The 21,517-nt window shown below is 49.6% G+C and carries 17 protein-coding genes and 2 pseudogenes; 8 read left to right on the forward strand and 11 right to left on the reverse strand.

All coding sequences use genetic code 11. The features are described 5' to 3' along the window. Positions 1-23: 23 nt before the first annotated feature. The gene (locus FS690_RS18565) at positions 24-464 is read right to left on the reverse strand and encodes a site-specific integrase (protein WP_346733074.1); all 441 of its coding nucleotides are present in this window, start codon (positions 462-464) and stop codon (positions 24-26) included. On the opposite strand from FS690_RS18565, the pseudogene FS690_RS18570 reads away from it, so the two are divergent. The 3 genes and pseudogenes from FS690_RS18570 to FS690_RS15310 form a co-directional block, all read left to right on the forward strand. Beyond that, a pseudogene (locus tag FS690_RS18570) lies at positions 463-546 on the forward strand (hypothetical protein); the annotation flags it as partial. The gene FS690_RS18565 and the pseudogene FS690_RS18570 overlap by 2 nt on opposite strands. A 73-nt stretch (positions 547-619) precedes the next feature. Further along, a complete protein-coding gene (locus FS690_RS15305; RefSeq protein ID WP_065648044.1) occupies positions 620-1,606 on the forward strand; it encodes a tyrosine-type recombinase/integrase in 987 nt (328 codons plus the stop codon). Then, positions 1,606-3,711 carry a tyrosine-type recombinase/integrase gene (locus FS690_RS15310; RefSeq protein ID WP_065647977.1) on the forward strand — a complete coding sequence of 702 codons (2,106 nt, stop codon included), beginning with the start codon at positions 1,606-1,608 and terminating at the stop codon, positions 3,709-3,711. The genes FS690_RS15305 and FS690_RS15310 overlap by 1 nt, the downstream gene beginning before the upstream one ends. A gap of 159 nt (positions 3,712-3,870) precedes the next feature. Here FS690_RS15310 and FS690_RS15315 read toward each other — a convergent pair whose 3' ends face one another. From FS690_RS15315 to FS690_RS15345, 7 genes are all read right to left on the reverse strand, one after another. After that, positions 3,871-4,221, reverse strand: coding sequence for a DUF305 domain-containing protein (locus tag FS690_RS15315; RefSeq protein WP_065647976.1), 351 nt, complete (start codon positions 4,219-4,221; stop codon positions 3,871-3,873). A gap of 128 nt (positions 4,222-4,349) precedes the next feature. Further along, a complete protein-coding gene (locus FS690_RS15320) occupies positions 4,350-5,759 on the reverse strand; it encodes a heavy metal sensor histidine kinase (protein WP_065647975.1) in 1,410 nt (469 codons plus the stop codon). Further along, positions 5,756-6,436, reverse strand: a complete 681-nt coding sequence (locus FS690_RS15325; RefSeq protein WP_065647974.1) for a heavy metal response regulator transcription factor — start codon at positions 6,434-6,436, stop codon at positions 5,756-5,758. Before FS690_RS15325 ends, FS690_RS15320 begins: the two co-directional genes overlap by 4 nt. Before the next feature lie 31 nt (positions 6,437-6,467). Continuing rightward, a complete protein-coding gene (copD, locus tag FS690_RS15330; protein ID WP_065647973.1) occupies positions 6,468-7,400 on the reverse strand; it encodes a copper homeostasis membrane protein CopD in 933 nt (310 codons plus the stop codon). A gap of 4 nt (positions 7,401-7,404) precedes the next feature. Next, complete coding sequence (gene copC / locus FS690_RS15335) at positions 7,405-7,785, reverse strand: copper homeostasis periplasmic binding protein CopC (RefSeq protein ID WP_065647972.1); 381 nt, start codon at positions 7,783-7,785, stop codon at positions 7,405-7,407. 31 nt (positions 7,786-7,816) lie between these two features. Beyond that, complete coding sequence (locus FS690_RS15340) at positions 7,817-8,701, reverse strand: copper resistance protein B (RefSeq protein ID WP_113655716.1); 885 nt, start codon at positions 8,699-8,701, stop codon at positions 7,817-7,819. 103 nt (positions 8,702-8,804) lie between these two features. Beyond that, the gene (locus FS690_RS15345) at positions 8,805-10,646 is read right to left on the reverse strand and encodes a copper resistance system multicopper oxidase (protein ID WP_065647970.1); all 1,842 of its coding nucleotides are present in this window, start codon (positions 10,644-10,646) and stop codon (positions 8,805-8,807) included. 297 nt (positions 10,647-10,943) lie between these two features. Between FS690_RS15345 and FS690_RS15350 the strand changes: the two genes are divergently transcribed. Next, on the forward strand, positions 10,944-11,174 hold the full coding sequence (locus FS690_RS15350; RefSeq protein WP_065647969.1) for a hypothetical protein: 231 nt from the start codon (positions 10,944-10,946) through the stop codon (positions 11,172-11,174). Positions 11,175-12,033: 859 nt separating this feature from the next. Here FS690_RS15350 and FS690_RS15355 read toward each other — a convergent pair. The 3 genes and pseudogenes from FS690_RS15355 to FS690_RS15365 form a co-directional block, all read right to left on the reverse strand. Then, positions 12,034-12,456: pseudogene (locus tag FS690_RS15355) on the reverse strand (copper-binding protein). A 268-nt stretch (positions 12,457-12,724) separates the two neighbouring features. Continuing rightward, positions 12,725-14,179 carry a Cu(+)/Ag(+) sensor histidine kinase gene (locus FS690_RS15360; protein WP_065647968.1) on the reverse strand — a complete coding sequence of 485 codons (1,455 nt, stop codon included), beginning with the start codon at positions 14,177-14,179 and terminating at the stop codon, positions 12,725-12,727. Then, entirely contained in the window at positions 14,169-14,852 is a 684-nt protein-coding gene (locus FS690_RS15365) for a copper/silver response regulator transcription factor (protein ID WP_065647967.1), read from the reverse strand. The genes FS690_RS15360 and FS690_RS15365 overlap by 11 nt, the downstream gene beginning before the upstream one ends. A gap of 194 nt (positions 14,853-15,046) precedes the next feature. On the opposite strand from FS690_RS15365, the gene FS690_RS15370 reads away from it, so the two are divergent. The 4 genes from FS690_RS15370 to silA all read left to right on the forward strand — a co-directional run bounded on the left by FS690_RS15370 (position 15,047) and on the right by silA (position 21,377). After that, positions 15,047-16,432, forward strand: a complete 1,386-nt coding sequence (locus FS690_RS15370) for an efflux transporter outer membrane subunit (RefSeq protein ID WP_065647966.1) — start codon at positions 15,047-15,049, stop codon at positions 16,430-16,432. A 28-nt stretch (positions 16,433-16,460) separates the two neighbouring features. Next, positions 16,461-16,814: a cation efflux system protein CusF gene (gene cusF / locus FS690_RS15375; RefSeq protein WP_065647965.1), complete on the forward strand. Its 354-nt coding sequence runs from the start codon at positions 16,461-16,463 to the stop codon at positions 16,812-16,814. A gap of 113 nt (positions 16,815-16,927) precedes the next feature. Then, the gene (locus FS690_RS15380) at positions 16,928-18,220 is read left to right on the forward strand and encodes an efflux RND transporter periplasmic adaptor subunit (protein WP_065647964.1); all 1,293 of its coding nucleotides are present in this window, start codon (positions 16,928-16,930) and stop codon (positions 18,218-18,220) included. A 10-nt stretch (positions 18,221-18,230) separates the two neighbouring features. Then, the gene (gene silA / locus FS690_RS15385; RefSeq protein WP_065647963.1) at positions 18,231-21,377 is read left to right on the forward strand and encodes a Cu(+)/Ag(+) efflux RND transporter permease subunit SilA; all 3,147 of its coding nucleotides are present in this window, start codon (positions 18,231-18,233) and stop codon (positions 21,375-21,377) included. The last annotated feature ends 140 nt before the right edge of the window (positions 21,378-21,517 follow it).

Genomic DNA, 21,517 nt, shown 5'->3' on the forward strand with positions numbered 1-21,517 from the left:
CGGCAGTCGCCGCTGTACAGGAACTATGCCCGGTTTTCCCTTCCCGTTATTTTTCCAGATCCCCCTTCTGACTGGATTTTTTCCCGTAGCCCCTCTTCACAAAGCCAGTCGCTGTAGAGTCTCACCACCGTCAACCGGTGACGGATAGTCGCAGCTGAGAGGTGACGGCCAGCATGCAGGCTGCGGATATACAGTGCAACAGTATCATGCCCGGCGCCGGTTGCCGTCAGGCCACAAGCGTGGCAAAAGCTCAGCCAGTCATTGACCACACGGGCATAAGCGTCAACGGTATTTGGAGCTCGCAACAGGTCTTCCTGGAGGTTTATCCAGCGGCATGCCGAAGCATCTCCGGCCAGTAAAGGCAAAGCGTCTGTCAGCTTCTTTTGCACGGCGTGACCCTCTGAGAATCGTTTGTATGAAATATAGTCATTTCCAAATAACATAGATGCAAAGGTACTTGGCATTAAAATGGGAACCCCCTGGTTTCAGATAAAGAATCAGCCTTATCCAGAAAAAGTGTTCATTTTCAGTTCGAACTACGGGCTTTAGTAAGTTAATTGGAATGCAACATCGACTGGCTAATCTTTGAGCAGCAATGCTGCTATCAGAGGTAAACACCATGATGATTCCACCAAATGAGGACGTTCTGGTACTGGCGGAGCGCTGGCTAAAACTGCTGTCCGACCTGGGCCGGGCTCAGGCCACACTCTCCGCCTACCGCAGTGCCCTCAGCCATTATTTTGCGTTCTGCAGCCATAACAGCATTGAACCTGAAAAGGCCCGGTTTGAAGACCTGGCCGTCTACATCCGCCCTCAGTTACCCGGCATGCCTTTTCCCGCGGCCAGCGCCACGCTCCAGCTGCGCCTTTCTGCGATCCGTCTCTGGTATGACTTTCTGGTTTATCAGGATATATGCAGTCTCAATCCATTACCCCGTGCGGGTTTGCCGGGGAGTGCTTATACGGGACGTGGTCTGGTTCCCCGTATCACACGTCTGCCCGTTATTCCTGATGATGAGCAATGGCTGAGATTTCTTAAACATGTTTCAACTGCCTCCCTGCGTGATCGGCTGATGCTCGCGCTTGCCTATTTTGGTGCACTCCGCCGTGCAGAGGTGACAGCCCTGGCGCTTGAGGATATCGACCCTGCTCATCGTCTGATTCGTGTCCGCGCCGAAACGACGAAAAACAGGCGGGAAAGGATAGTCTGCTACAGTCCCGCCGTAACACAGGTGCTGGCAAATCATTTCCGGCAGTTACGGCTCGCGGGTTACCGTGGAGGTGCATTGTTTCGCTCGTCTTCTGATCGTAACCACGGTGCCCCCCTGTCTTTCTGGAACTGGAGTAAAACTGTCCGGAAATGGGCTCTTGATGCAGGCCTTCCACAAATCACCACACATACCTTCCGCCATCTTCGCCTGACGCACCTGGCACGCTCTGGATGGAAACTCCATGAACTAGCCACATACGCAGGACACCGCGATCCGCGTACTACCCAGATTTACATCCATCTTTCAGGTTCTGATTTAGCTGGCCGGATGGCCGCTGCAGTAGCTGAAATTGATCGAAAAGTTGTCGGCCTTATTTTTCAGACGGAGATTCGCTGATGAAAGAAGAAGTAATCATTTGTACTTACAGCCCCTTTGAACGTACAAATTATCAGCTGAATGATGTGCTCACTGATGAAGAACGGGCAGCGCTAAGTACAGGCTATCGCAGATCAGACGCTCTCAACCAGCCGGGTTCTTTGTCATTGTTACTGATGCCTTTGCAGGATATTGCCACTCGCAGTGGAACCAGTGACAGGCTGATTAGAATCATAATTCTTTCAGTTCTGGCAGAAACACACCGGACAGGGAAACCCTGCTGGCAGTGGCCGCAGGAAAAATGGATTTCTCTGTTACAGCAGAATGAATCAGGCAGGCCGCTGCTTGCCGCTTTTGCCTTTCATCTTGGCCCATTTTCTTCTCCGTTCAGTTTGCCGCATCAGGGCGCGCCATCGCTGTATGCCCGAGCCATTTTTGGACAGAACATTTTTAGTCAGGAGCTCAGCCGTCTGACTGAAGTTCTGGTTTCTCTTGGGTATAAAAGTCAGAACCAGAAAAATGCTCTGTCAGCCATACTCGGCGTACTGATGCTGATGAATAACAATCCTCAACTTGAAAGCTTTACGATCGATCTGCTGTGGCGGGCGCAGAATTATCACGACCGGGGAATAGCAAAAACAGCTGGCAGGGTTTCACACGCACTTGCCGCAATGGGCATCATAAAAAATTCTGTGCGTATGCGGAATTATAAAGAATGGCATGAAAAATCCACGCAAGGTATCGCGGCAGACTGGGTCAGGTGGTGCCGGAAATGGAGGGATACGTCAGTGCTTCGCCCCCGATCACGGGAGAACCAGTACAGTTTTATTCTCCGCTGTGGGCTGTGGCTTGCCCGGCAATATCCGGATATTCACGAACCGGCCGACTGGACAATGGAAACCTGTGCCAGCTTTATTGCGGCAGTTGGACGAATGAAGGTGGGCGAGCTGTCACTGGGCACCGGAGGAGGTGCCCGGCAATCTGCCCGGATAGGTGAGCCCTTGCTGCCGAATTCCCGTAGCGGATTTGTGTATGCGGTTCGCCGTTTCATGATCGATTATGAAAACTGGGGCTGGGGGCGACTGAAATTCAGTCCGGCACGACATCTCTCTACGCCTGGCACTCCACTGTTCCGTCAGAGTGTAAATCCCCGCGTCATTGATGATCCGGTCTGGCTGAAGCTGATCTGGGCAAGCCTCAATCTGCGCCATGAAGATCTCCTGAGTGACATTCACTATCCTCTGTCCATGCTGCAGGCGATGGCCGTTATCTGGACACATGCCGGGCTGCGCCAGAACGAGTTAATGCGTCTTACTGCTGGCTGCATCACTCTGCAGGCGGATGATATCAGGCAGGAGGATGGTAACATCATTTTGGCAGGAACGCTTTGCTACCTCAGCGTACCGGCAGGAAAAACGTCTAAAGCCTTTGTAAAACCTATCTCTGCCGTCGTGAAAAAGTACGTTGATATCTGGCTCAGCGAACGTCCACAGGAACAGGCAGCTCTTACGGATGAGCGTACCGGTGAAAAAGTCCGCTTCCTGTTTCAGTTTCGGGGCAAACCTGTCGGCAGGGATGTCATAAACCGGACTGTCATCCCGGTTCTCTGTGCCAGAGCGGGTGTGCCTGTGGAAGACAGCCGGGGCCCAATTACCAGCCATCGGGGGCGCGCTTCAGCAGTTACAGCCCTGGCCAGTGTTCCGCAGGGCATGTCTTTGTATGAGCTGATGCAGTGGTCAGGTCATTCTACGCCTCAGTCCACCATGCATTATATTCGTATACGTCCTACCCAGCTGGCTGTGTCTTTTGTGAAGGCGGACCGGGTGGCGCATATGATGAGCGTGCTAATCGATCATGATCTGGAAGCTGTCAGCCTGACCGGACCGGCAACCTATTACGATTTAGGGGATTCTTTCTGTACGAACCCATTCTGGAGCAGTTGCCCTCACCGTATGGCCTGTATCGGGTGCGATTTTAACCTTCCTAAAGAAAGCGCCAGAGGCCTGTTGCTGGAAAGTAAGGCTTCAGTGAAGCGTTATCTGGAGGAAGTTCCGCTGACAGCTGACGAGCAAGAAATTGTCGTTAACGATATGGAAAAACTGGATTATGCATTGAAAAAACAGTAAAGCACCCTGTTTCGCCCCGGAGAACCATTTCGCCTGAAAAATGAATGCTGGACCCGGGGCGAAGGTTCAGACAGGTTATATTACTTTCTCATGAAAGATTCCCAGAGGTCCTCCGCCAGAAACCTGCTTTACGTTAACAGACCCCAAAGCGGAAGAGGATTATTTTTTCAGCCACGTTTCCATATGCTCAATTTCACCTTTTTGCGCTTTGATAATGTCCTCTGCCATCTTCTTCATTTCCGGATCTTTCCCGTATTTCAGTTCCGTTTCGGCCATGGCAATAGCCCCTTTGTGGTGCTCAATCATGCCCGAGGCAAACGCTCTGTCAGCGTCCTGCTCCTTCATGGCATTCATCATGCCGCTGTGCATCTTTTGCATACCAGACATGTACTCTTTTGAAGCCGGAGACATATTCATATCCTGGGACATCTTTGAGTCCGGCTGCTGAGCTATAACGGCAGCCGGCAGAACAAAAATCAGTGAAGCAAAAACAAAATGCGTTTTTTTCATAACGTCACTCCTTCATGTATTGGATTCAGACTTCAGATTTTCCCGATATCCTTTAATGTGCCGGGAAACCTATTACTGATACTAAGGCAGTACAAGACCATGAAAATTGCCGACCTGCTGGTAAAACGTTAAGACACCTCCCGGGGAGCCGGTATCATGGCCGTGAACGTAATTACATTATTGTTCATGGAAACCTGCAGATCGCCCTCATGAGCCAGTAAAACAGAACGGGTGATGGACAACCCCAGCCCGGCACCGTCCGTATTATGCTGACGGGAAGCGTCGCCCCGGTAAAAGCGGTCAAAAAGCCGGTTCAGACTATCCCGGTTGATATTTTCTGTGGGGTTAGAGACATGTATAAAAACCCTGCCGGCGTGGTGTTCAGCCAGCACATTAATGGCTGATCCGGGTAATGAATATTTTATGGCGTTAGTTATCAGATTACTCATTGCACGACGCAGCATCAGGCGATCGCCTCTGACAACTGCCTCCCCCTGCAGAGAAAGCGTTTTGCCGCTGTCACCGGCAAGCGGTTCAAAAAAATCGAGGAGCTCTTCCAGCTCTGCGTTTAACGAAACGTCCTGTTTCTCCAGAGGCATCAGCCCGTTTTCAGATTTAGCCAGGAAAAGCATATCACTGCTCATTCTGGCGAGCCGGCTCAGCTCTTCCAGATTTGAAAAAAGCACCTCACGGTAACTTTCGGCATCACGTTCACGTGACAGCGCAACCTGAGTCTGCATCATTAGATTACTGACAGGGGTACGCAGTTCATGCGCGATATCCGAAGAGAACTCAGACAGACGACTAAATGAATCTTCCAGCCGTTCAAGCATGCTGTTAAATTCAGCTACTGTTACCTTCAGTTCGGCTGGCAGATTATGGCCAGGGAGACGTTTGCTCAGGCTGTTAATCGTAATCGCCGAGGCAAGCCGGTTTATTTCATTCAGAGGCCTGAGTCCCATCCGGGTGACGAGCCATCCCAGAAAAACGGAGATAAATATCAGAGCGACATTAAACCAGACCAGCCATCTTTTAAGCTGACCGATAAACTCATCATGAAGGCTGGTATCATAGGCTGCCGTAATCAGTACATCGTTTAGTTTACCTGCGCTCTTCGCATTAATTTTTCTGACCATAACGTTATAACGCCTGCTGTCTTCCTCCACCGTCTGCATAATACCCGGACGGGTAGCTTCGCCGCTAAACCGCTCATAAGGCACCAAAAAACCGGGAGATGAATAGTCGGCCAGCATCTGGTTATCAGTTGTTTTAACGGAAAGATAAAGTCCGCTGTGACCAACCATGGCATCCGAAAGCTTTCGTGCAAGCGATGCGCTGTCGAGCTTTCCGGCGTGCACCTCACCCTCAAGAAGCTCTGTGGCAAGCTCAAGCTTTCCGGTCAGCAATGTGGCATCCTGATGACGAAAATAACTGCTGAGGGCGGCTACAAGCAGCACACTCGAAAGAAGCCAGACGGACATCATCACGCCGGCAAAAATTATGCTCAGTCGTGATGTCAGAGACCAGTTACGCTTCACTCTTCCCGTATCTCCAGCACATATCCGATACCCCGTACCGTGTGAATAAGCTTTGGTGTAAAGTCATCATCCACCTTACTGCGAAGTCGTCTGACGGCCACATCAATCACATTGGTATCGCTTTCAAAATTGATATTCCAGACCAGAGATGAAAGCAGGCTCCTTGGCAGCACCTCTCCGGTCCGCTGTAACAGCAGCTCAAGCAGCACAAATTCTTTAGCAGACAAATGTATCTTTTTGCCGGAACGGCTCACACTCCGGCGGGTGACATCCATAACCAAATCAGCAATGCGGTGCGTACCGGACGTTTGCGTACGGTTGCGTCTGAGCAGGGTGCGGATACGCGCCAGTAGCTCGGCAAAATCAAAGGGTTTGAGCAGATAGTCATCCGCGCCAAGATCGAGACCTTTAATCTTTTCACTGACGTTATCCCGGGCAGTCAGAAACAGCACGGGCTCTTCGTGCCGGGCCATACGCATCTGCTGAAGAATATCCCAGCCGTCCATTGAGGGCAGCATTACATCCAGAATAATGAGATCATAATGCTGTCGCAGGATATGCTCCAGTCCCTGACGCCCGTCGTTTACAAGGGTTACATCATATCCCGCTTCCAGAAGCCCCTGTCTCAGGTAGGTACCGGTTTTCAGTTCATCCTCAACGATCAGCATAGTGGTCATGGGCAGCTTTCCTGCAGGCTACGGTTAGTCGTTATTCCATACCGGTACCCGGCGACAGCGTGCCCAGCCAGGCGACGGTTGCCAGTATCAGTACCGAAACAGTAAATTCCGTGATAATGCTTTTACGCATCAGGTAAATACCCATCTTATATTGGCCCTGACGCAGGGCCGTTTCCAGTCGCGGTGTAAGCCGGAAGCGATTGGCGGCGGCCAGCAGCAGCATCAGAAAAAACAGAGCAGTTTTTATCAGCAGCAGCAGACCATAGTCACTGCCCGGCAGGGTACTCAGAGGCTTTTCAACCATAAATACGAAGTTAACCACGGCGGTGATGACAATGCTCAGCACAATGATCGTGCCGGCCCGGGCAAAACCCGACAGCGCTGCGGCCAGCTGGCTGGCATAGACAGCCTTTTCAGCCTTTTTGATGCATAAGAGCAGAGTAAAAGCCGCCAGTGCACCGATCCAGGCCCCGGCCGCAGTCAGATGAATAATATCGCTCAGAAGATGAAGATAGTAGCTGATGCCGTCATTCATTGCTGCATGTCCGCCCCATGCCAGTGTAGCAAGTGCTATACCGCCGGACAGGGTAAGCACATAACGTGACAGCCCTACATGCCTGAGCCGGAGGCCAAGTCCGATAAACGCCATGACCAGCGCAGCGAAGCGGATAACCCAGCTCATGCCCACAGCAGTTTCCCCGACAACCATCTCCATAATATGCAGAGTCAGTTCGCCGGGATCACTGACGCCACTCATGGCCTGAGCGACAAGCAGCATATTTGCAAGGGACAAAACCATGCCAGCAGAGATAAGCGTAAAAAAGAACGACCAGACACTGAATAACGATACCGATTTCTTCAATACTCCCTTTACCCCATAAATTTCGAATAAAGGCAGGCCAAAAAGAAGCATAAGATCAAGGTAAAGAAAAAAACGGATGATAATAAAAGTCTGATCGTTCATGGTATTACTTCACGCTAAAACTGTAGTTGCCGGTGCGGGGATGAGTATCAGAAGATACCGCCCGCCACTCCACTTTATAGGTTCCTGCAGGCAGAGTTTTTGCCGGTGTGATAACCATCGTTTTCGGATCGCTGCCCGCTGAGACTTTCGCCGCAACGGGCATTGGCGCATGAGAAGACATGCCCGGCATGGCGGTCATTACAAGACGTGCGCCGGAAAATTTCGTTACCAGATTTTCGGTGAAATGCAGTTCCAGTTTAGACGGTGCCGTTATCTGAGACTTATCAGCAGGGACAGCAGACGCAAGTTCCGGATGCGCCTGTGCAGCGAAAGTCGCGACAGAAGCAACTAAAGCAAAGAAATATTTGGCAGATGAATGTTTCATAATAATACCTGTTTTGTTTGAATTAACTGCATCAGAACCACATGCGAGCCCCGAGGAGGAAGCGCACTTCATTATCTTTTTCACCTTCACGGGCAGCCATATCAGCAGTATTGCCATAGAACTGGCTCCACGAAATTCCCACGTAAGGTGCAAATTCTCTTTTCACTTCATAGCGAAGGCGAAGAGCAAGTTCGGTACTGGAAAGGCCTTTACCGGTTTCCCGTGCTTCATCATCTTTCCCGTAAATATTTGCCTCAAAGGAAGGCTGCAGGATCAGGCGATTGGTCAGCAACACATCGTATTCGGCTTCCAGCCTGAGCGCAGTCCGTCCCTGCTCGCCGGCAAACGCAGTCAGCTCGCTTTCAAAGTTGTACAACGCCATGCCCTGAAAACCAGCAGCCAGCCAGGTTTGCGGTTTTCCGGGCCTGAAATCCTGCCGGGCACCGGCAACCACGTCCCACCAGGGTGTCAGAGCATGTCCCCATAAAGCCTGAACTTCTGCGGATTCGGCTTTACCTCGGGTGGTTTCACCTTCGCTACGTAACCAGAGTCGATTGATATCCCCGCCAGCCCAGCCGCTTACATCCCAGCTGAAGCCACCCGGATTGTTGTTTTTTTGCCATTCCAGCTGATCGGCAAGCACAAAGTAATTTATGCTGTTGTCATGAACCTTATGCCCATGTACGTCCGGGAATGCTGCCTTACGGTCCGCCTCCGTAACCGGCGGAATGAGTGTACGGCTTTCTGCTGGCGCCGCGGGCTGCATGGATTCCATACCCTCCATACCGGATGCCCCATGCATCATTCCTTCCATTGACGCATGATCCATTCCCTGCATAGCAGAATGGTCCATGCCTGACATATCATGCTGTTGTATATTGTCAGATGATCCCGTAGGTGCTGCAAACGCGGGCATCACTATCGCTCCGGCAAACGCAGTGCAGGCCAGCAATCCTGCAGCGGAACGTGAAAAATACTTTGTCATATCATTCCATCCTGAAACTGACATTATCGCTACCTCACTCTGTAACCCGGACTTCACGAAACATGCCGGTTTCCATATGGAAAAGAAGATGACAGTGATAAGCCCACCGCCCGAGTGCATCGGCAGTCACCCGATAGCTTCGGCGGGTGCCCGGAGGCATATCGATAGTGTGTTTGCGTACCAGGAAATTACCGTCCTCATCCTCCAGATCGCTCCACATACCATGCAGGTGAATGGGGTGCGTCATCATCGTGTCGTTAACCAGCACCACACGCACGCGTTCTCCATATCGCAGCGTAACCGGTTCTGAATCGGAGAATTTAATACCGTTGAATGACCAGGCGAATTTTTCCATATGTCCGGTGAGATGTAGCTCGATGGTACGCGACGGCTCACGCCCGTCCGGATCTTCGAATGTGCTTTTCAGATCGGCATACGTAAGGACTTTTCTGCCGTTATTACGTAAACCAATGCCCGGGTCACTTAATTTAGGCGCCGGCATCATGGCCTGCATATCAACCAGTGGATTGTCTGTTTCAGATGCAGGATGTTTCTGCATGTCCCCCATGCCACTCATACTGCCGTGATCCATCCCGGCCATGGCGCTATGGTCCATTTCCGGCATACTTTCTGCTGCTCCGGATACAGCTGAGCCATCCATAGCCTGCATAGCATTACCATCCATGCCTGTCATGGTGTCGTTATTCATGCTCTGCATCTGGCTGTGATCCATATCGCCCATGCTGCCGTGATCCATCCCGCCCATCCCCATATCGTCCATAGTTAGCCAGGGGCGTGGATCCGGATCTGGTACCGGAGCATAAAGCCCTTTACGGACAGCCAGCGTGCCGCGAGCGTAGCCGCTTCTGTCCATAGACTGCGCGAAAATAGTGTAGGCATCTTCAGCCGGCTCCACGATTACATCGTAAGTTTCGGCCACAGCGATGCGAAACTCGTCAACAGCAACAGGCTTGACATACTGACCATCAGCCGCCACGACCGTCATTTTCAGCCCTGGAATGCGCACATCAAAGTAGGTCATGGCGGAACCGTTAATGAAACGCAGGCGTACCTTCTCGCCTTTACGGAACAGCCCTGTCCAGTTTTTTCCAGGCCCCTGTCCGTTCATGAGATAGGTATATGTGGCACCACTGACGTCTGCCAGATCCGTCGGATTCATCTTCATTTCTGCCCACATTTTCCGATCGGACAAGGTACTGCCGAGACCTTTTTCCCTGGCGTCACGGAAAAAGTCAGAAACGGTAGGTTTCGCAAAGTTGTAATAATCGGACTGCTTTTTCAGTTTAGCGAGAATGTCTGATGCTTTTTCATCAGACCAGTCGGTAAGCATGACTATGTGTTCGCTGTCCCAGACAAACGGTTCTGGTTCAGCAGCATCAATAATAATCGGGCCATAAACACCGTCCTGCTCCTGCAGGCCGGAATGGCTGTGATACCAGTATGTACCGTTCTGCTTTAGCTTAAAGGAGTAAACATAGGTATCGTCCGGCTCAATACCATGAAAACTCAGTCCCGGTACGCCATCCATATTCGCTGGCAGAAGAATGCCATGCCAGTGAATTGATGTCGGTTCAGAAAGGCGATTTTTAACTCTTAATGTAACGGTATCGCCTTCTTTCCAGCGCAACAGAGGGCCTGGCAGGCCGGCATTAATGGTTTTTGCATACCGGGTTTTACCGGTGATATTAAGCGGCGTCTCGCCAATAAACAGATCAAAGTCTGTGCCGGTAAGTGTGCGGGACTGCATCAGGCTTACCGCCGAGAATGCATCGAATGTTCGCAGGCCCAGTCCGCCCACAATGCCAGTGGCAGTGATCCCTTTAATGAAATTACGTCGTGAACTTTTAAGCTGCATGACTGAACTCCGGCAATTTCCTGTTATCCCGGGAGAATGGCTCTCTCCGCATCGGAAGCACAAGCCGTGCTTACCGTTCAGGATGAAAAATTTTTTGTTACCGGAAAGCTACCACAGCTACAGACTTTGTGTGATTACAATTGTGTAATGTTGGAACGCACTGTTTATAAATTACATTTCTGTCATTTTTCGCCGTAACGTTTTTTCTTCTGTACGATGAACATCACTAAGGCCACAGGTAAACCCGGCTGGTAATTGTTTATTCTTCTTTTACATTCAACGTTAAGGACTGCCACCATGAAAAAAGTAATGCTTATCCCTCTTATGATCCTGATTTCCGCTTCGTCCGCATGGGCACAGCAGCATCCTGAAACAGCACCAGATAACACTGATAACCGTGTTTCTGTCTCTTTGATGAATGAGCATGAACGTGCCATTCTTGCGCATGAGAGCATGGATAATGCAAACTCAGCTGCGCATCAGAGCATTATCGATATGCACCGTAAAATGATGCTGGAAGAGAAATAACGGATAGTATGTAGACAGAAAATTCGCCCGGAGTTTTCTATTCTTCTTTGCCACTGCATCCGGGATGTGTTGTGTATTACCCTCATCATTAATGTATTTCCGGTAAATCTTCTTTCAGGCTGATTTCAGCCGGCCCGCTGACTGTGGCGGGCTACATTTTTATATTTTAAACATTCTTTTTACCGCAGACCCCGGTTTACTCAACGAGCAGTAAGGTGTAACTGTATTTACCTTTTTTACCCGGTTCAAGTGTTGTCTGCCAGCTAACCGCCCTGAACCTGCACTGCAATCTGCGATTTATCTTCAGGTTATGCCTGAACGGCCTCATGCTGAAACGATAGAAAGCATCGAAATGAAAATACAGCCGCTTACAGAATGTCATCAGAACCAATAAATTTTGAAGGTCATTTTTTTACGTTTAATGTCGTATACGCCGCTGTCATGCATAATGAAAAACTCTAAACCGTTCAGGAAAGCGCATTATTGCTTCGCCCGTAAGTATTTAAAAAATTGACAAAGAAATTGATTAACGTGCTTTGGCAGCACTCGAAAAAACAAGCAGAATTAAGCAAGCCATTTATTTAGAAATAACACATTGCGTCATGTAAAAATACTAACATGGTTGAAATGGCTTCGACAGAATTCCTCAGCATTAGTTCGAATCGATAAAGTCTTCAATTGCATCAGGAAAATAAAAAATAAAATTAAATATCATAAAAAGATGCTGTTCGTTTATAAGTGTTGCAAAAAAGCCCCGAACAGGGGCTGATTTGAATAAATGGTTCGTATCTGTAAGGTACGAATTTCTGCATCTGAATAAAATATTAAGGACTGATATAGCAACCCGCTTCCGTCAGTTTTACTTCATGCCGCGATGTATTGCAGCCATTGACTGGTGTGCTTCTGACTGGCCGTTACTCATATTTTCGTGGACAACGGCGGCCCTTTCATGTTCATCCATTTCTGCAAAAGATGGCGCGGTACTTGATTTCATGCCGGCCATCTCATCAGACATCTTCTGATGGTTCTTCGCCATTTTCTGATGGGCATCAGAAGCACCATTTTTCATGGAATTATGAACAATAAGGGCCTGTTCTTGCTGATCCATACTCTTCATTTGTGATACTTCCCCCCTGACAGATTCAGGAACGAATGAAGACGGTTATTGGTGCGCTGCCGCCTGGGCATTATTAACATGCTCATGAATGTTAATGTTTCCATCCGCCCAGGCTGAAGGAATTAAGCTAAGACCGACAAAGGAAGCGAAGATTAAAATTTTCATAATAAGGTCCCCATTGACAATGAAATAAATAACGGACTGTCAATGATGTCATCAACTAAAGAACTCACAAGCCAGACTGATTTCATCTTAAAAAAGATAATATACGTAACTCAGTGCCTGTATTCCGCTGATATTGATCCATAAAGACTGTTCTGCCTGCTTATTGAGGACGATTCTACCTGCTTAATTCTGTTGAAGGCATGACAACTTAATGACATCTCTGTAATATATTTATTATTCATCGAAAAAACTGGAGAAATTCGGGACACTATGCAGCCATTCTGGGTAATAGCAATATGAATCGTGTCGAAACCGTATCTGATTCGACCCACAGTTTCCCGTGATGAGCGTTTACGATTGACTTTACAATCGCCAGACCAATCCCACTGCCTTCTCCCTTTCTTTGCCGCGATGGATCGACGCGATAAAACCGATCAAACAAACGTGGCAGGTGTTCTGCAGGTATCGGTTTCCCTGGATTTTCAACTATAAGCTGAACACTATTCTCATTCCCCGCAATGGTTACAGTCACTGTCTTCCCTAACTGCGTATAACGCAGAGCGTTAGACAGAAGATTATTTAATGCCCTTCGGTACATAAGTGGGTCTCCTTTAATAAGGCAGCACGACCCGTTTAACTGCAGAGAAACATTGAGTTCTTCTGCCCAGGCTTCGAAAAAATCAAACACCTTGACCACTTCTGTGCGGAGATCAAACATTATCCGTTCGGGGATCAACTGATTATTATCAGCCTGTGCCAGAAAAAGCATGTCGCTGACCATTTTTGTCATTCTGTTATACTCTTCCAGGCTGGAATACAACACATCTTCCAGCTCTTTCTGCGTTCTGTGCTGACTTAGCGCGATTTCAGTCTGTGTAACCAGATTGGTTATGGGCGTTCTGATTTCATGGGCGATATCAGCAGAGAAATTTGCCTGTCGCGTAAATACATCCTCAATCTTTTCAATCATATGGTTAAACGATATCACCAGTTGCTCCAGCTCGATGGGAACTTTGGACGGTTCCAGTCTCACATCCAGGTTCTCCGAGGTAATATTTTTAATGGCCTTGCTGACGTTGCGGAGAGGAAGATGTCCCTGGCGAACCGCTATGCGGATAATGCAAATAATCAACAGGCTGATTACGAAGGCAATGGCAATTAAATTCTTTTTTAGTGCTTCCAGGTAATGAAGATGAAAATCAATCGAGAGCCCAATTATCATCTGATACGTCTGTGGTTTTCCGTTAAGCGTTGCTTTGCCTGAAGATGCAACGATTCTGTAAGTCTGCATTTTCATGTCAGAGCCGTTGCGCATAAGTAAAGCTGGCTCTTTCACTGTCCAGAGGAATATTTCCCTGGCCCGACTATGCGCGGTAAAGTTTGATGCATTGACCGCAGAGCGTAACGTCGCCCCTTGTGGTGAGCTGAACAACACGTCGCCCCCATCAGTCAAAATAAGAACAGCGACGTTGCGGTAATCTGAGATGGATTCTTTGATTTTACTTATTTTTTTTTGGTCCGGAGCTACAGGTGTCTGCAGTATTCTGTTCATCGTGAGACTGATTTGTTTCAGATCCCGGACATCCTGCTCTGCAAAGTGTTTTTCAACGGAATGCAGCATAAACCAGGTAAAAGCAAAAAACGCAATTATGGTGGACAGGCTGATAAAGAAGGTCAGTCTCAGTGCGAGAGAGTAAGGGCGCCCTGAGAAATTAAAACGCATCCGGAACCTCCAGGATATATCCCACGCCGCGGACCGTCTGGATCAGCTTAGGCTCATAATCGTTGTCTACCTTTGCCCTGAGGCGTTTTACTGCCACATCTATAGCATTAGTATCGCTGTCAAAGTTCATATCCCAGACCTGCGATGCAATCAGCGAACGGGGCAGCACCTCTCCCTGATGACGAATGAAGAATTCCAGCAGGGAGAACTCCTTACTCGTCAGCAAAATACGTTTCCCTGCGCGGCTAACCTTCCTTGAAACGAGGTCTACCATCAGATCAGCCACCTTAAACTGGCTTTCCGTGATGACTGTGTTACCCCGTCGTAAAAGTGTCCTGACCCGGGCAAGAAGCTCAGCAAACGCAAATGGTTTGATCAGGTAATCGTCCGCGCCCAGCTCAAGTCCTTTAACCCGGTGCTCAATGGTGCCGAGAGCCGTAAGCAGCAAAACAGGCATACCTTTACCTGCGGCACGAAGCATACGAATAATATCCCAGCCGTTTACATCCGGGAGCATGATATCCAGAATCAGTAAATCATATTCGGCTGTTATGGCGAGATGATATCCGGTCAGACCATTATCAGCGAGATCAACTAAAAATCCCGCCTCAGTAAGCCCTTTACTGAGGTACTCTCCAGTTTTTACTTCATCTTCAACGATCAGTATTTTCATCTTGCTCCCCTAGCTGACTACTCATGCCATTCATTCTATTTAGCCTAAGCATGTAATCAACGACTTACGTTAAAAATGACAGCATTGTCATTATTCAGTCACCTGGCAAACAGAGAGCATTCTGTAAAATCCCCCTATCAATACTCTGGACTTCATTTGAACCATTTACCAGGCCTGCCTGGAAGAGAAGCGTTATGTTCAAATTAAAACTATTAAGCATCAGCATGATTTTTATACTGACAGGCTGCGTTTCACTGGCACCTGAGTATCAGCGGCCGGCAGCGCCAGTACCACAGCAGTTTTCTCTGTCACGCAACAGCCTGACGCCAGCGGTAAATGGCTATCAGGATACGGGCTGGCGTAATTTTTTTGTCGATCCCCATGTTACCCTGCTGATCGGTGAAGCCCTGACAAACAACCGTGATTTGAGAATGGCCGCCCTGAAGGTTGAAGAGGCCCGGGCCCAGTTCAACGTCACGGATGCAGATCGTAATCCCCAGTTGAATGCCTCATCCGGGATCACCTACCGCGGTAGTCTGAAAGGTGACAAGCCGACCGCACAGGAGTACGACGCGGGTCTGGAGCTCAGCTATGAGCTCGATTTTTTCGGCAAGCTTAAGAACATGAGTGAAGCTGACCGCCAGAACTATTTTGCCAGCGAAGAAGCCCGTCGTGCCGTACACATCCTGCTGGTATCGAACGTTTCACAGAGCTATTTCAGCCAGCAACTGGCGTCCGAACAACTCCGTATTGCGCGAGAAACGCTGAAAAATTATCAACAGTCTTATGCTTTCGTTGAACAACAGCTGGTGACCGGGAGTGCGAACGTTCTGGCGCTTGAACAGGCCAGGGGACAAATCGAAAGTACCCGCGCTGAGATAGCCAAACGAGAAGGCGATCTGGCGCAGGCAAACAATGCCCTGCAACTGCTGCTGGGAACCTACCACGCACTTCCGTCAGAAAAAACGATGAAAGGTGGTGAGATCGCACCAGTAAAACTGCCACCAAACCTGTCGTCACAAATTTTGCTGCAGCGCCCGGATATCATGGAAGCGGAATACCAGCTCAAAGCGGCTGATGCCAATATTGGCGCAGCGCGAGCGGCCTTTTTCCCATCCATTAGCCTGACCAGTAGTCTTTCCGCAAGCAGTACAGAGCTGTCCAGCCTCTTTACGTCAGGAAGCGGAATGTGGAATTTTATTCCCAAAATTGAAATTCCTGTTTTTAATGCCGGCAGGAACAAAGCCAATCTGAAACTGGCTGAAATTCGCCAGCAACAGTCGATGGTTAACTACGAACAAAAAATTCAGTCCGCCTTTAAGGATGTATCCGATACGCTTGCGCTGCGGGACAGCCTTAGCCAGCAACTTGAGGCACAGCAGCGTTATCTCAATTCACTGCAGATAACCCTCCAGCGTGCCAGAGGATTATATTCAAGTGGTGCTGTCAGCTACATTGAAGTGCTGGATGCAGAACGCTCCCTGTTCACGACACAGCAAACCATTCTCGATCTTACATATTCCCATCAGGTTAACGAAATCAATCTGTTCACCGCACTGGGTGGCGGTTGGGTAGAGTAAATTTAATTCATTAATCAGGAAATAAAAAATGCGTAATTCACTTAAAGCCGTTTTATTGGGCACCTTCTCTGTCATGATTTCTGCCGGTCTTCATGCTGAAACACATCACCATGGTGATATGAATGCTGCCAGTGATGCTTCGACACAGCAAATTATTTATGGCAACGGTGTCGTTAAAGTCATTGATATAAAAAGTAAAAAAATTACCATTTCGCACGGAGCTATCCCTGCGGTGGGCTGGCCTGCAATGACCATGCGCTTCACCTTTGTGAATGTAGACGACACCATTAATGCCCTGAAAACCGGTAACCACGTTGATTTCTCGTTTATTCAGCAGGGCAATATCGCCTTACTCAAAAGCATTAACGTTACCCAATCCTGACTGACAGCCCGGAGCGAATATATCCAGTGGGCCTGAACACTTATAAAGATATTTCTGTGAATTAATGATCAGGCGCATATGCCAGGTGTTTTGATTTTTCAGCGAGAAATTGTATGGCTTCTTTAAAGATAAAATATGCTGCAATAATTATCAGCAGCCTGATAGCAGGGGGGCTGATATCGGTTACTGCCTTGCAGTATGTAAACCCGGAACAAAAAACAGTACAAACGGAACTAAAGACACCGGAGCGAAAGATACTTTTCTGGTATGACCCGATGAAACCGGATACGAAATTTGATAAACCCGGAAAATCACCCTTTATGGACATGGACCTGGTGCCAAAATATGCAGATGAAAGCGGCGAGAAAATCAGCGATGGGATCCGTATTCATCCAACGCTGGTTCAGAACCTGGGATTAAAAACGCAAAAAGTCACACGCGGAATGCTGAATTATTCTCAGACAATACCGGCCAATGTTATTTACAACGAGTATCAGTTTGTCATTGTGCAGGCGCGCTCTGACGGTTTCGTCGAAAAAGTGTATCCCCTGACGATTGGCGATCATGTGAAGGAAGGTACACCGCTTATCGATATTACCATTCCGGAATGGGTGGAAGCACAAAGTGAGTTTCTACTGTTATCTGGCACCGGAGGGACACCAACGCAAATTAAAGGTGTGCTTGAACGACTTCGTCTGGCCGGAATGCCGGAAAAGGATATCCAGAAACTGCGGTCAACCCGGAGTATTCAGACCCGGTTTACCATTAAGGCACCGATAGATGGTGTCATTACGGCGTTTGACCTGCGCACTGGTATGAATATCTCAAAAGATAAAGTGGTGGCACAGATTCAGGGGATGGATCCGGTCTGGATCAGTGCGGCAGTACCCGAATCCATCGCCTATCTCCTGAAAGACACCTCTCAATTTGAAATTTCAGTACCGGCCTATCCGGATAAATTGTTCCATGTAGAAAAATGGAACATTCTTCCCAGCGTCGATCAAACCACCCGGACCCTGCAGGTACGTCTGCAGGTATCAAACAAGGACGAACGTCTTAAACCGGGCATGAATGCCTATCTGAAACTGAATACCCGGAGCCAGGAAATGTTGCTGATCCCGTCGCAGGCCGTTATTGACACCGGTAAAGAACAGCGCGTGATCACTGTCGATGCAGAAGGTCGGTTTGTGCCAAAAAGGGTCCACGTTCTCCACGAATCTCAGCAACAGTCCGGTATCGGCACCGGCCTCAATGAAGGCGATATGGTGGTAGTCAGCGGCATGTTCCTGATTGACTCCGAAGCCAACATTACGGGCGCACTGGAACGTATGCGTCATCCGGAAACAACGGACGGCACAATGTCGCCAATGTCCGCTCCGTCTGCAAATACACATTCCGGTCATTGAGGAGACGATGATGATTGAATGGATTATACGGCGATCGGTTGCCAACCGTTTCCTCGTTATGATGGCCGCTCTGTTTCTTAGTGTCTGGGGCACCTGGACTATCATCAACACCCCTGTGGATGCGCTACCCGATCTGTCCGATGTACAGGTAATTATCAAGACCAGCTATCCTGGTCAGGCTCCGCAGATTGTTGAAAACCAGGTTACATATCCGCTCACGACCACCATGCTGTCGGTACCCGGTGCCAAGACCGTGCGCGGTTTTTCCCAGTTCGGCGATTCCTACGTGTATGTCATTTTTGAGGACGGGACCGATCTGTACTGGGCCCGCTCGCGTGTGCTCGAATACCTTAATCAGGTTCAGGGAAAACTGCCTTCCGGTGTAAGCTCGGAAATCGGGCCTGATGCCACAGGTGTGGGCTGGATATTTGAATATGCTCTGGTTGATCACAGCGGAAAACACGACCTTTCCGAACTGCGCTCTCTGCAGGACTGGTTCCTGAAATTTGAACTGAAAACTATCCCTAACGTCGCGGAAGTTGCATCAGTAGGCGGCGTGGTCAAGCAGTACCAAATCCAGGTTAACCCGGAGAAACTGGCCCAGTACGGCATCAGCCTGCCAGAAGTAAAACAGGCCCTTGAGTCATCTAATCAGGAAGCCGGTGGCTCATCCGTTGAAATCGCCGAAGCGGAGTACATGGTCCGGGCCAGCGGTTACCTCCAGTCCATAGACGATTTCAATAACATCGTCCTGAAAACCGGAGAAAACGGTGTACCGATTTATCTGCGGGACGTGGCCCGCGTGCAGACCGGGCCTGAAATGCGGCGTGGTATAGCAGAACTTAACGGTCAGGGAGAAGTCGCCGGCGGCGTCGTGATCCTGCGGTCGGGTAAAAATGCGCGCGACGTTATCACGGCAGTGAAAGATAAACTGGAGACCCTGAAGGCAAGTTTGCCTGAAGGCGTTGAGATTGTGACTACCTACGATCGCAGCCAGTTAATTGACCGGGCCATTGACAACCTCAGCTACAAACTCCTGGAAGAGTTTATCGTGGTGGCCATCGTCTGCGCCCTGTTCCTGTGGCATGTTCGTTCGGCCCTGGTGGCGATTATTTCTCTGCCTCTTGGTCTGTGTATCGCCTTTATTGTCATGCATTTCCAGGGGCTGAACGCCAATATAATGTCGCTGGGAGGGATCGCCATTGCCGTAGGGGCGATGGTGGATGCCGCCATCGTGATGATTGAAAATGCGCATAAATGGCTGGAAGAGTGGGATCATCAGCATCCGGGTGAGCAGATTGATAACGCAACCCGCTGGAAGGTTATCACCGATGCCTCCGTTGAAGTGGGACCCGCGCTGTTTATCAGTCTGTTGATCATTACCCTGTCCTTTATTCCTATTTTTACCCTGGAAGGACAGGAAGGTCGTCTGTTTGGTCCGCTGGCCTTTACGAAAACCTACTCCATGGCGGGCGCGGCCGCGCTGGCCATCATCGTCATTCCGATTCTGATGGGATTCTGGATCCGCGGGAAAATTCCTGCCGAGACCAGCAATCCCCTGAACCGGCTGCTGATCAAAGCGTATCATCCTTTGTTGCTGCGGGTACTTCACTGGCCAAAAATAACCCTGCTGGTTGCGACCTTATCCATCTTCACGGTTATCTGGCCCCTGAGTCAGGTAGGCGGCGAGTTTCTGCCGAAGATAAATGAGGGCGACCTGTTGTATATGCCCTCAACATTGCCGGGCGTGTCGCCGGCAGCGGCCGCTGCGCTCTTACAGACCACGGATAAGCTCATTAAAACCGTACCTGAAGTAGCTTCTGTTTTTGGCAAGACCGGGAAGGCCGAGACCGCGACGGATTCCGCGCCGCTCGAAATGATGGAAACCACGATCCAGCTTAAACCAGAGGATCAGTGGCGGCCCGGCATGACGATTGACAAGATTATTGACGAACTCGATAAAACGGTCCGTTTACCCGGTCTGGCTAACCTCTGGGTGCCCCCCATCCGTAACCGTATTGATATGCTCTCAACCGGGATAAAAAGTCCGATAGGTATCAAGGTGTCAGGTACTGTTCTGTCCGATATCGATGCAACGGCGCAGAGCATTGAGGCGGTAGCCAAAACCGTGCCGGGCGTGATATCGGCTCTGGCCGAGCGACTGGAGGGCGGGCGCTACATTGACATCGATATTAACCGTGAAAAAGCCTCCCGCTACGGGATGACGGTGGGTGATGTCCAGCTGTTTGTCTCCTCAGCCATCGGCGGCGCGACGGTGGGGGAAACGGTTGAGGGCGTGGCCCGGTATCCGATTAATATCCGTTACCCGCAGGATTACCGGAGCAGTCCACAAGCTCTGAGGGAAATGCCCATCCTGACACCCATGAAACAGCAGATCACGCTGGGTGACGTTGCCGATATTAACGTTGTATCCGGACCTACCATGCTGAAAACGGAAAACGCGCGACCGGCCAGCTGGATTTATGTTGATGCCCGCGGCAGGGACATGGTGTCGGTGGTCAACGATATCAGGACGGCTATCAGCGAAAAAGTGAAACTGAGACCGGGGACCAGCGTGTCATTCTCCGGTCAGTTTGAATTACTGGAGCATGCCAACAAGAAACTGAAACTGATGGTTCCGATGACGGTGGTGATCATTTTCATCCTGTTGTATCTGGCATTCCGTCGTGTGGATGAGGCCTTGCTGATCCTGATGAGTCTGCCGTTCGCGCTGGTCGGGGGAATATGGTTCCTCTACTGGCAGGGCTTCCACATGTCTGTGGCGACCGGAACCGGGTTTATCGCCCTGGCCGGGGTGGCGGCAGAATTTGGTGTGGTCATGCTGATGTATCTGCGTCATGCCATTGAAGCACACCCGGAATTGTCCCACCGGGAGACGTTCACACCTGAAGGCCTTGATGAAGCTCTTTATCATGGAGCAGTATTACGTGTCCGGCCAAAAGCCATGACTGTAGCGGTGATCATTGCGGGCCTGCTACCCATTCTGTGGGGAACCGGAGCAGGCTCAGAAGTCATGAGTCGGATTGCGGCCCCCATGATTGGAGGGATGATAACAGCTCCGCTTCTTTCACTGTTCATTATTCCTGCTGCCTACAAATTAATCTGGCTGCGCAGGCATAAAACAGACGTATCATGACATTCTAAGGCCCTCTGTCGGAGAGAGCCTTTATATCAGGATGGGTATCGAAACTGCACTACGTCTATTATGAAAAGTGCTGTGTCAGTGATGCTGTCACTCAGTTTTCCAGAGCCGGCATTGGCAACAAAACGCAGAAG

Origin of the sequence: Pantoea sp. PSNIH1 (assembly GCF_007680655.1) — a bacterium.
In the GTDB taxonomy this organism is placed as follows: Bacteria; Pseudomonadota; Gammaproteobacteria; order Enterobacterales; family Enterobacteriaceae; genus Pantoea; species Pantoea eucrina.

Bases quoted from the DNA above. Each gene is read 5' to 3' on its own strand.
- FS690_RS15370 (WP_065647966.1), top strand. From the start codon at position 15,047: ATGTTCAAATTAAAACTATTAAGCATCAGCATGATTTTTATACTGACA.
- silA (WP_065647963.1), top strand. From the start codon at position 18,231: ATGATTGAATGGATTATACGGCGATCGGTTGCCAACCGTTTCCTCGTT.
- FS690_RS15360 (WP_065647968.1), bottom strand. From the start codon at position 14,179: ATGCGTTTTAATTTCTCAGGGCGCCCTTACTCTCTCGCACTGAGACTG.
- cusF (WP_065647965.1), top strand. From the start codon at position 16,461: ATGCGTAATTCACTTAAAGCCGTTTTATTGGGCACCTTCTCTGTCATG.
- FS690_RS15310 (WP_065647977.1), top strand. From the start codon at position 1,606: ATGAAAGAAGAAGTAATCATTTGTACTTACAGCCCCTTTGAACGTACA.
- FS690_RS15365 (WP_065647967.1), bottom strand. From the start codon at position 14,852: ATGAAAATACTGATCGTTGAAGATGAAGTAAAAACTGGAGAGTACCTC.
- FS690_RS18565 (WP_346733074.1), bottom strand. From the start codon at position 464: ATGCCAAGTACCTTTGCATCTATGTTATTTGGAAATGACTATATTTCA.
- FS690_RS15350 (WP_065647969.1), top strand. From the start codon at position 10,944: ATGAAAAAAGTAATGCTTATCCCTCTTATGATCCTGATTTCCGCTTCG.
- copC (WP_065647972.1), bottom strand. From the start codon at position 7,785: ATGAAACATTCATCTGCCAAATATTTCTTTGCTTTAGTTGCTTCTGTC.
- copD (WP_065647973.1), bottom strand. From the start codon at position 7,400: ATGAACGATCAGACTTTTATTATCATCCGTTTTTTTCTTTACCTTGAT.
- FS690_RS15315 (WP_065647976.1), bottom strand. From the start codon at position 4,221: ATGAAAAAAACGCATTTTGTTTTTGCTTCACTGATTTTTGTTCTGCCG.
- FS690_RS15345 (WP_065647970.1), bottom strand. From the start codon at position 10,646: ATGCAGCTTAAAAGTTCACGACGTAATTTCATTAAAGGGATCACTGCC.
- FS690_RS15325 (WP_065647974.1), bottom strand. From the start codon at position 6,436: ATGACCACTATGCTGATCGTTGAGGATGAACTGAAAACCGGTACCTAC.
- FS690_RS15380 (WP_065647964.1), top strand. From the start codon at position 16,928: ATGGCTTCTTTAAAGATAAAATATGCTGCAATAATTATCAGCAGCCTG.
- FS690_RS15340 (WP_113655716.1), bottom strand. From the start codon at position 8,701: ATGCCCGCGTTTGCAGCACCTACGGGATCATCTGACAATATACAACAG.
- FS690_RS15305 (WP_065648044.1), top strand. From the start codon at position 620: ATGATGATTCCACCAAATGAGGACGTTCTGGTACTGGCGGAGCGCTGG.